The organism is Streptomyces antarcticus (assembly GCF_026627255.1).
Taxonomy (GTDB): domain Bacteria; phylum Actinomycetota; class Actinomycetes; order Streptomycetales; family Streptomycetaceae; genus Streptomyces; species Streptomyces antarcticus.
Genome location: NZ_JAPNLM010000064.1, coordinates 1 through 9,693 on the forward strand (window position 1 = coordinate 1; position 9,693 = coordinate 9,693).

Here is a 9,693-nt window from a genome sequence, read left to right on the forward strand (position 1 = left end):
CCGACGTCCTGGCCGCCCAACGTCGCGAACGCGCCAAGGTCCGCAGCGAGCGCCAACAGCGCTGGGGCCGACCACGGCCCCAAGCCGCCTGACCGACCCGGCCAACGTTCGTGGACAACGCACTAGCCAGGGACGTGCCCGCGCCCTGATCACCTGGAACAATGAACAGTGAGGCTCCGGTATTCGCCCGGCGGCCCCCACCCTCGCTGGACGCCGACTGGGGTGATGATCATGGCGGCCCTGGTAGCAGCGTTGATCGGCGCGCTGATCTTCCTGGCATTGATGTACGAGATATCTCGGCTGATCACGCCGAACGAGAGCCGTCTCCCTCCTCTGGCTCGGTTGCGGGGACGGCGCGCAGCCCTGGCGAACGCCGAGCGATGGTGCGTCGGCCTGCTGTTGCACGGCCAGATCGGTACGGTCGACTATCAGCGGCGTATGAGCGGCCTCGCCCACGGTCACAGGACGTTATACGGCTCACCGGCAGTCAGAGGTCGGTCCAGCCATGCTTGCCATGTAGTGCATCGGCCTCGGCCTCGTCGAGCCAATCCAGCTTGAAATACCGGCCCCGTAGCTCGAAGACGCCTACGGACCAGTCCCGGAGTTCCTGGTCCAGAGCTTCAGCAGGAATGATGCCGTCGTCGAAATCGGGAACTGCCTCCGTCGGGCCGACACGCATCAGAGCCCACTCGGGAAGCTCCCTCGCATCCACCCAGCGCCTGCGCCAGAACGGCCCCGCCTGCCACCACCACGTGGTCACGCGGATCACCAGAAGGCCGACCAGCTCGTCACCGTCCAGCACGTGAGCCGCAGCGCGGCGGTAGGGATCAAGTCGGGTGTCGGTTTGCGGCTCGGGCAGCTCACGTCTGGGCACGCCCCCATTCTCCAGTCGGCCAGCGCGCTGGTGGTAACTGCGGTGCGGGCTGCCTGCGCCGTCCCAGCATCGGAACCTGGAGAGTCTCAGGGCGGACATCTGCCGGCCGCCGAGGCGGCGCCACGCCTTCAGGTGAGCTGACGAGGCAATTGGCGGTACCGGACGAAGCGGGCGCCCTCGGGGCAGGCAAGTCTGGCTATAGCGGATACCGGGGCCCTCCTGGGTCGGACTCTGTACCGACACGTGACCCCGGCCGCTGAGCGCCATCACCAGGCTTCTCCGAAGGGTAGGCCCCATGTCGACTGCCACGTCCCGCCGAAGCATGGGCCGTGCCCGAGGAGCAGCACTCATCTCCATGTGCGCGTTGCTCGCGCTGGCCGGCTGCACAGGCAACGGCAACGGCGTCGCCACAACACCGGGTCCAACCAGCACGCCGTCCACGACGCCCCAAGGCACGGAAGCACGGATCACCATCAAGGGCTTCAACTTCATGCCGGCGGACCTGAAGGTGCGCCCCGGTGAAAAGATCACCGTGTCGAACTTCGACTCTGCCCCGCACACGGTGACCTCCAAGGAAGGCAACGCCTTCGACACCGGCAACATCGAAGGCGGCCAGTCAGCCACCTTCACGGCCCCGTCCAAGCCCGGCAGCTATCCCTTCTTCTGCTCGCTCCACCCCCGCATGACGGCGACGCTCACAGTCGGCTGACCCGGCTGACAGAGCGGACGTCGCCACGAGTGGCCGGCAGACGCCGCAGACCTCCAGCGACGAGAGTTGCAGCTGCCGATGAGGCCAAGTTGGGGTTGCCACGTAGAACGCGGCAACCCCACCTCTCACTCGCCCACCTCATGCGGTAGCGACTGAACAGCGCCGGGCGACCGCACAGGCTCGTGCGCCTACCTCAGGTATCCGAGAGCCGTCATCATCCCGGATTCCGCGTGGTAGACGTTGTGGCAGTGGATCATCCACAAACCCGGGTTGTCGGCGTCGAAGTCGACGTCGAGGGTCTTGCCGGGCAGGACGATGGCGGTGTCCTTGCGTGCGCCGCCGTTGCCCAGCGCAAAGGTGTGGCCGTGCAGATGCATGGGGTGCCACATCTTGGTGCCGTTGACGAACGACAGCCGCACGCGCTCGCGCGAGCGGACCGGATATCGCTGCGCCGGGTCGTACTTCTTGCCGTTGATGGCCCAGTCGTACTTCTCCATCGTCCCCGTGAGCTTGAGCTCGATCGTGCGGTCCGGCCTGCGGGAGTCCAGTCGGACTGACTCTGCGGCCCGAAGCTGACTGGCCTGGAGCACCTTGGCGTCCAGTTCCTTCGGGCGTACGGACGCCTGCGGCGCTGCTCCGCCACCGGTGCGAAGGAGGGCGAGCGCCGTGCGGTTCTTGCCCTCGGCCAGCGCGGTGAGAGGGAAGACGCCGTCCCCGGCGGTGACGAGGACGTCGTAGCGTTCGCCCATACCCACCAGCACGGCGTCCGCTTCCGTCTGCTCGACGGGGAAACCGTCGGTGTGGGTGACCGTCAGCTTGTGACCGCCCAGGGCGATCCGGAACGCCGTGTCACCGCCGGCGTTGATGATGCGCAGCCTGAGGCGGTCACCCGGCTTGGCCTGGAAGGTCTGGGGAGCCTCCGGGGTGCGCCCGTTGATCAGGTAGTGCGGATAGGCGATGTCGCCCGCGTCGCCGCCGAGAAGGTCGCTCGCCGCTCCCATCATCATGCGCGAGGGGCTGGACGGCTTCGGGGCGGGGGTTGCCGTGGTGCTCATCGACATGTTCGACATGTCGTGTCCCCCCATGCCGCCGGAGTCACCCATGTCCATCCCGCCCATGCCGTTGCTGAGTTCGGCGAGGACGGCGTCCGGGGTACTGCCGTCGACCCCGTCGACCCAGTCGTCGAGGACGATGACCCATTCCTTGTCGTACTTCAGCGGCTCCTTCGGGTCCTCGACGATCAGGGGGGCGTACAGGCCACGGTCCTGCTGGACACCGGAGTGCGGGTGGAACCAGTACGTGCCCGGGTGCGGGACCGCGAACCGGTAGTCGAAGGAGGCCCCTGCCTTGATCGGGCGCTGGGTCAGGCCGGGCACGCCGTCCATGTCGTTGCGCATCGCCAGACCGTGCCAGTGGATGGAGGTGGCCTCAGGCAGGTTGTTGGCAAGGGTGAGGGCGAGGGTGTCGCCAGCCGTGATACGGACCTCCTGGCCCGGCAGCCGGTCGCCGAACGCCCAGGACTTGACCGTACGGCCACCCAGGTCGAGTGGAGTCTCCACGGCGGTGAGCTTCACTTTCCGTTCCGGGCCGGGCTTGCGAAGCGCTTCGGTGGCGGTGACCTCCTTGCCGTCCGGGGTTACGTAGTTTTCGGCGGACGACACGGCGTCGCCGGCCGAGGAGTGGTTCATACCGCCCATGGAGCCGGAACAAGCGGTCAGCAGGCCGGTGCCGGCAACGGCGAGTCCGGCGCCCAAGACAGTGCGACGGGTGGGTTGGGTCATGACTGAGGAACCTCGTAACGATGTCGATGCGGGAAAGAGGAGCGCGATGCCGCTCCTAGCGGAGCGGTCTGCGGGCCTATATACGCAACAACGACAATCGGGCGAGGAAAGTACTACGGCTGACTGGCGGCGGCATCGACCAAAGTGCGCGCAGGAGCCGCGCGAGCCCGGCGAGCAGGAGTCCCGAGAGCCGATATCTGCTGGAGGGGGAGACACGGAAGACCACCGTGCACGCGGTGAGCAGGGCCAGGCAGACGAGGGCGGTGTCCAGCCCCGGCAGGGGCGTGTGGCCGCCCTTGGCGGGAGCCGCGTCGGCAGTCGTCCGATGCTCGCCATCGACGGTGACCACGGTGAAGGCGACCGTAGCGAGCCGGTCAGGTGTGCGGGACGAAGCGTGCTCGGCGGGATGACCGAGCACGTGCATCGTGACCAGGCCGACGAGCAGCGCAGCGGACAGCAGAAGTCGACCGCACCAGGCGGCGGTCCTCCGCTGTCGCTCCATCGCCTACTCCGTCGACCGTCTCGGCTGAGGTACTGATGATACCGGGCGGGGGTATGGACTCAATGAGTGCCCTCACGGACGTGGACCTGCTCGGGGGAGGTCAAACAGGCTCGCCGGCGCCCGACGGGACCATCGTGCGCCGGGCTCGCCTCATCGACACGAGCGTGAGCAACGTCATGGCGATCATCGCTGCCGTCGAGAGAAGGAAGGCAGGAGAGGTCGGCGAGGAGGCGGACGCTCCGGCGATCACGTATGCGGTCGTCCCGGGCAGCACACCGAGTGCCGTCGCGGCGACGAAGGGCCAGAGGCGGACTCCCGAAAAGGCCGCAGCCAGGTTGATCGCCTGGAAAGGAACGCCGGGCACGATGCGGAGGAGCAGCACGCTGCGAAAGCCTTGATCGGTAAGCCGCCGGTCGAGGGCAGCGAGGGCCTTCCTCTTCAACATCGGCCTAAGCGCGTCCCGGCCCAGGCTTCGTCCAAGACCGAAGGCCAGCACCGCGCCGAGAGTGGTCCCAGCGACCGCCAGCACCAGGCCTTCGGGGATCCCGAACAGGACCCCTGCGGCGGCGTTGAGCACCGGCTTCGGGAAGAAGGCGAGGGTGGCGAGCGCGAAAACAACGACGAAAGCGGGCGCCGCCCAGATCCCCGGGGCCGCAGAGGTGAAGCCCTGCGAGAGGAGCCGTTGCGGACTCCACAACAGCAGGGAACCCGCCGCGGCCGCCAGTAGGGCAACGAGGAGAGCGAGCCGAGCAGGCGGCGGTATGTGCACTCGCCGAGTCTACGGCAGTCGATTGCTGGCAACACCGAATGCCCTGCCGACTCCTACAAGACTTAAACCCACCCGAGTAATCGGTGATGTCTCGCACATGACCCGCATCACATACTAAGCTACTTAGGATACCTTGAGACGTACTCCCACTCTTCGAACCTGGGGCAGGACTCTCCAGTGAGGGCTGGGCCCAGGCACTGGACAGCGCTCACTTGGCCGCCGCGGAAGAGCCGCCAGCCCCGTCACCGCTGCTACTACAGGCGGGCGTAGACGGACCCCTTGTTGCTCTCCGAAGGGCGGGATATCAAGGTACGGACCTCCTCGGATACCGCCGGGGATTCATTCGTTCCTTGGAGAAAACGCGTATGACGCAGCACGCCAATTCCAGTGCCTCGAGCAAGGCAATCCTGCGCCGCCGCGCCGCCGTGATGGCTGTCGGCATGGGGGTGTCGGTCGTACTCGGCGCCGGCGTGGCGCTCGCTGCGGAGCCTCAGGCGGACGCCTTCACGTACGTGGCGGGCGAACGTCTCGCGGCGACCGTGACGGCCCAGGTTGAGGGGCAGAAGCAAGCGGCGGACGCCAAGGCCGCCGTGGACCTCAAGAAGGGGGCCGCAATCAAGAAGAGCCCGGCCGCTTGGGTGAAGCCGCTGAACAAGTACACCATCGGCTCGACCTTCGGCCTCGGCGGCACCATGTGGTCCAACAAGCACTCCGGCCAGGACTTTGTGGCCCCCACCGGCACCTCCGTGAAGGCCGCGAACCGCGGGACCGTGGTCGAGGCCGGATGGGGTGGGTCATACGGGAACAACATCGTGATCAAGCATGGAAACCGTACGTACACCCAGTACGGGCACTTGTCGAAGATCGGTGTGCGAGTCGGGCAGAGCGTGACGACGGGCCAGGAGATAGGCAAGGTCGGCAGCACCGGCAACTCGACGGGCCCTCACCTGCATTTCGAGGCGCGCACGTCTCCCGTCTACGGCTACGCGATCGAGCCGCTGAAATTCCTGCGAGAGCAGGGCGTCTCGGTGTGACGCTGGGCCGGTCCCAGATCTGGGTGGAGCCCCGCGACGCATCAGCTGATGCGTACGCCCCACATGAACGGCATTCCGCTGCGGGCGATGGATTCGTACCGCACCTGGGCGCCGGGCTTGGGCGAGTGAAGGATCTGTCCGTTGCCGGCATAGAAGCCCACATGGCTCAGGTCAGTACGCATGATGATGAGGTCACCAGGCTTGAGCGCGCTCAGGGAGTTGATCCGCGTGCCGGCGTTCGCCTGCGACTGGGACGTGCGCGGTATGGACACACCCGCTTGGCGGAAAGCCCAGGAGGTCAACCCGGAGCAGTCGAAGGAGTTCGGCCCGCTGGCTCCCCACACGTAGGGCATACCGACTCTGCTCTTGGCCGCACTGAACGCTGAAGCGGCCCGCTGGGAACCACTGGCCTCGTTGCCGAGGTCGACCCGCTCACTGGCGCGGTTCGCCCGTGCCTCCTCAGCGTCGATCTTCGCTCGCTCTTCGGCCGTAAGCGTGCTCAGCAGCCTTCGCGCCTCTGCCAACTTGCCCTGGATCTCGGCCTTTCGGCTTCCCAGTTCCTTGCGCGTTGCCTCAAGGTCCTTGAGCTTTCCAGCGGCCTCGCTGCGCTGCTGGTCCAGCGACCGCTGCTGCGACAGGAATTGTCGCAGCAGACCTGCCTGCCTGTCGCTCACCCTCCCAAGCCGCGAGGCCTGGTCGAGGTAGGCGTCTGGATCGTTCGAGAGCAGCAGCTGGACCGACGGGTCCATGCCCCCGCCTCGGTACTGTGACGCGGCTAGTGAGCCCAGGGTGTTCCGCAGGTCATTGAGTTCGCCCTGCTTGCGGGCGGCCGCCTCCTGGAGGCTGGCCACGTCCTTCTGCAGCCCCTCGGATTTTTCTTCCGCCCCGTTGTACTTCTCAGTGGCCTGCGTCGCTTCCTCATACAAACGGTCGACTTGGGCTTGGACGCCCTTCTTGCCCGGGTCGGGCAGAGGGTCAGCCGAAGCCGACTGCGTCGACAGGGCAACTGCCGCTGCCGCAGTCGCGGTCAGCACGGTCGCGTATGCCGGGTTCGTCTGTTTGGGACGACGGTGGGATGCCACTGAGGCAAGCTCCTTCTTCCTCAGCCGCCTGACAGGGAAACAAGTCCAATCCCCCGCTTCGAGGAGACAGGGGATTCAGCGGCACCTCCGCTGCCACCCGGGGCGGGTGATCGACCGTGCGAAGGGTTCGGCCGGATACTAATCAGTTTAGTGGCTCAGTGGCAACGAGCGGCAGGCAGATATGACGTCGCCCCACGGCGGAAACGATCTGATAGGTGATGTTCACGATGTGGCCAACCTGTCGAACCATGCGGCGTGCATGCGGACTGCGACCTGGTCGTCGACGCTCCGGTGGGGCGGGTACCCCCTCGTGCTCGTAGTTCTCGGGCTCCGGGTTCCCATCTCAAGGCGGCGCGTGCAGGGTGGGAGCTGGCCCCGCGAGCCGGGGACGGATCGGGACACTGGGGGCGCGGTGGAGTCGGTAGAAGTCGGTGGCGTGCGAATCGCCTTCGAGCGGCTGGGGACCGGTGATCCGGTCGTGTTGGTGGGCGGGACAGGAATGCCCCCGGTGGCATGGGAGTTGTGTGGGCTGCGAGACGCCCTGGTGGCTGCCGGGTTCGAGGTGGTGACGTATGCGGCACGCGGGGTGGCGCCCTCGGACGCACCGCCGGCCCCGTACACGATGGCGGACCTTACCGATGACCTCGCCGGATTGCTCGACGCGCTCGGCATCGCGCAGGCGGCGGTGGTCGGCTATTCGCTGGGGAGCTTCACCGCCGAGCTGCTGGCCCGCAACCGCCCAGATCTGGTGCGATCGGTGGTACTGATGGCCGGCGCCGGGCCGCTGAACGGTGTGCTGGACGCCGTCCTGCGGACCGAAGCGGAACTGATCGCGCTCACTGGACGCATCCCGCCCGCCTACGCCGCCGCGCAGACACTGCTGAGCACATTGCCGCCGCATGTGCTGACCACGGACGAGGCCCAGGTACGGGCCTGGATCGAACTCCTCGGCGCGCAGGAGGACGTATGGGCCTCGACCGAGGGAGAGGTCGGGCAGTCCGCTGCCTCGGACGGCTGGGCCCGCGACCCCGGCCGGATGGCGGCCCTCACCCGGATCCGAGTGCCCGCGCTCGTGGTCGCCTTCGAACACGACATGCTGTTCCCTCCTTCCTCCGGTCGGACAGCTGCCGACGCACTGCCTCTGGGCGAGTTCGCCCTGATCTCCGGCGCCGCGCACGGCGGGTTGCTCACCAGCCCGACCGAAACCATCACGGCAGTACTCGCCTTCCTTTCGCGCACCACCTTGGGCGGAGGCCGGTCAAGGTAAACCGGACCGTGCGCTTGCCCTCGGTCAGCCCGACGCTCTGTAGGCTCACCGGCCACAGTCCGGTTTCAGACGAGGAGCCTTATGCAGCTGTCGCCAACAGCGCTTAATCGCGCCGCGAACAGCTCCCTCGGAGCCGTCCCGGCATGTGCGAGCGTTGCCTACGGAGCCCAAGCCACTGAAGTGTTCCCGCGGCTCGCCGCATGCTTCGTGGTGGCCGTGTGCGCCGTCCTCAGCGTCCGTGGGTATCGGCTCGGTGTCACATGCGACAGCACTCGGGTGACCGTCCGTGGCTATGTGCACACGCGGGTGATCATGCGAGAGCGCATTACGGAGGTCACAGACTTCCCAGCGATCAGATGGACTGCTCGCACGGGGCGTAGCCGGTGGACACCGGTCACGGCGTTCATGACCAGCTCGAGCGAGACGGCGGGGCCGCGGCTCAGCAAGAACAACAACACGGCGAAGTTGCGCCGGTGGGCAACGCGTTAAGTCAGTCGTGAGGTGTGCCGGACGGTCGGCCAGTCCGACGGCGCCCATGGGGCCGACAAGGGCATGGCCAACGTCATCAGCACCTCGCATAGCGCCGAGCCACCTGGATGAGCAAACTCTGGCGGGGGACCGGCCACCGGCAGCCCCGCCGTACGCCGCGTCCCGAGAGACCCCCGCCCCTCGGAGCGATCCACCAGGACTGTGATCCCACGCGTGCGGCTTACACCACCTATCAGGGTGGCGGTTATGCCTGGGGGGATGCAGGGCGTGAAAGGGGAGCCGTTAAGATCACGGCGTGCTCACGCCCTGGTCATCCACTCACCACCTGCGGGTCCGCCCCTCGGCGGGTCCGCTGCGCGCGCTGTGGGTGGCCCTGTTGGTGTTCAGCTTCCTGTACTCCCATGGCGTGAGCACCGAGGGCGTACGAGGGCATCTCCAGCAGACCGCGTCCGCGGTCATGACCGTCCCGGACGGCCACGAGGTCGTCGAGGCGGCGCCGGTCGACCACCAAGGCGGTCACGGCGCCTCGCACCCCGCCGAGGAGTGCACGGCCGGGTGCCCGCAGCAATCGCCCACGCTGGAGGACCCTCACCTGTGGGCCCTCCCGATGGAGCGACTGTCACCGGCCGCGCCGTTCGCCTTCTCCGGGACCCGCCCAACGACGGCGCCCGCTTCATCGCCCCACACATCCACCAGGGCGATTGTCGTGCGGGTCTAGGATCCGCCGGCTGAGAGTCTTCCGGCGGCTCCTGCCCGACCGGAACCTCCCCGGGATCGCACGCCGATGCCGATCCAGCCATGGTTCGTACAGTCGGCCATGCTTCCGCGCCTACTCGCTTCCTGGCGCAACGCCTGCATGAGCGTGGGTATCGAGCCGTGCCCTGACGCTTCCGCCCAGGAACGCTCGCGCACCCATACGCCTGTCAACGACATGGCCTGACTGCTCGCGCCCCGTGGCGGAGAGCCGTACGGCAACGTGCGTGCGCCCCCGGGACTTCTTCCACTCCCTACCCAGCTATTCCGCCATCCCTAAGGCCACAGGCCAAGGAGCACCACGTATGAGAGGGCGGTTCGTGACTCTTTGAGTGGTTGTGTCGTCGCCTGATGGTGTGGGGTGCGGGCGGAATCCGCTGGTCCGCAGCTGGTGGTCTGTTGGGGTGGCGGGGTGAGTGAACGCAAGCCGTAC

The 9,693-nt window shown here is 67.2% G+C and carries 9 protein-coding genes; 4 read left to right on the forward strand and 5 right to left on the reverse strand.

The window, feature by feature from the left end; all coding sequences use genetic code 11:
* Positions 1-487: 487 nt before the first annotated feature.
* On the reverse strand, positions 488-874 hold the full coding sequence (locus OTB16_RS38685) for a hypothetical protein (RefSeq protein WP_266448351.1): 387 nt from the start codon (positions 872-874) through the stop codon (positions 488-490).
* A gap of 355 nt (positions 875-1,229) precedes the next feature.
* On the opposite strand from OTB16_RS38685, the gene OTB16_RS38690 reads away from it, so the two are divergent.
* Positions 1,230-1,583, forward strand: a complete 354-nt coding sequence (locus OTB16_RS38690; protein WP_266448348.1) for a cupredoxin domain-containing protein — start codon at positions 1,230-1,232, stop codon at positions 1,581-1,583.
* 188 nt (positions 1,584-1,771) lie between these two features.
* Here the strand turns inward: OTB16_RS38690 and OTB16_RS38695 are convergent, their stop codons facing one another.
* From OTB16_RS38695 to OTB16_RS38705, 3 genes are all read right to left on the reverse strand, one after another.
* Complete coding sequence (locus tag OTB16_RS38695) at positions 1,772-3,364, reverse strand: multicopper oxidase family protein (protein ID WP_267727573.1); 1,593 nt, start codon at positions 3,362-3,364, stop codon at positions 1,772-1,774.
* 76 nt (positions 3,365-3,440) lie between these two features.
* Positions 3,441-3,866 (reverse strand): hypothetical protein, encoded by a 426-nt coding sequence (locus tag OTB16_RS38700; protein WP_267727574.1) that lies wholly within the window; start codon positions 3,864-3,866, stop codon positions 3,441-3,443.
* A gap of 100 nt (positions 3,867-3,966) precedes the next feature.
* Entirely contained in the window at positions 3,967-4,635 is a 669-nt protein-coding gene (locus OTB16_RS38705) for a TVP38/TMEM64 family protein (protein WP_266494544.1), read from the reverse strand.
* 365 nt (positions 4,636-5,000) lie between these two features.
* Between OTB16_RS38705 and OTB16_RS38710 the strand changes: the two genes are divergently transcribed.
* The gene (locus OTB16_RS38710; protein ID WP_266448339.1) at positions 5,001-5,669 is read left to right on the forward strand and encodes a M23 family metallopeptidase; all 669 of its coding nucleotides are present in this window, start codon (positions 5,001-5,003) and stop codon (positions 5,667-5,669) included.
* A gap of 41 nt (positions 5,670-5,710) precedes the next feature.
* On the opposite strand, the gene OTB16_RS38715 is transcribed toward OTB16_RS38710, so the two are convergent.
* Positions 5,711-6,751 carry a C40 family peptidase gene (locus OTB16_RS38715; protein WP_267727578.1) on the reverse strand — a complete coding sequence of 347 codons (1,041 nt, stop codon included), beginning with the start codon at positions 6,749-6,751 and terminating at the stop codon, positions 5,711-5,713.
* Between the two features lie 259 nt (positions 6,752-7,010).
* Between OTB16_RS38715 and OTB16_RS38720 the strand changes: the two genes are divergently transcribed.
* Positions 7,011-8,018, forward strand: coding sequence for an alpha/beta fold hydrolase (locus OTB16_RS38720; RefSeq protein ID WP_324290944.1), 1,008 nt, complete (start codon positions 7,011-7,013; stop codon positions 8,016-8,018).
* Positions 8,019-8,802: 784 nt separating this feature from the next.
* Complete coding sequence (locus OTB16_RS38725; protein ID WP_267727579.1) at positions 8,803-9,225, forward strand: hypothetical protein; 423 nt, start codon at positions 8,803-8,805, stop codon at positions 9,223-9,225.
* Positions 9,226-9,693 lie beyond the last annotated feature (468 nt).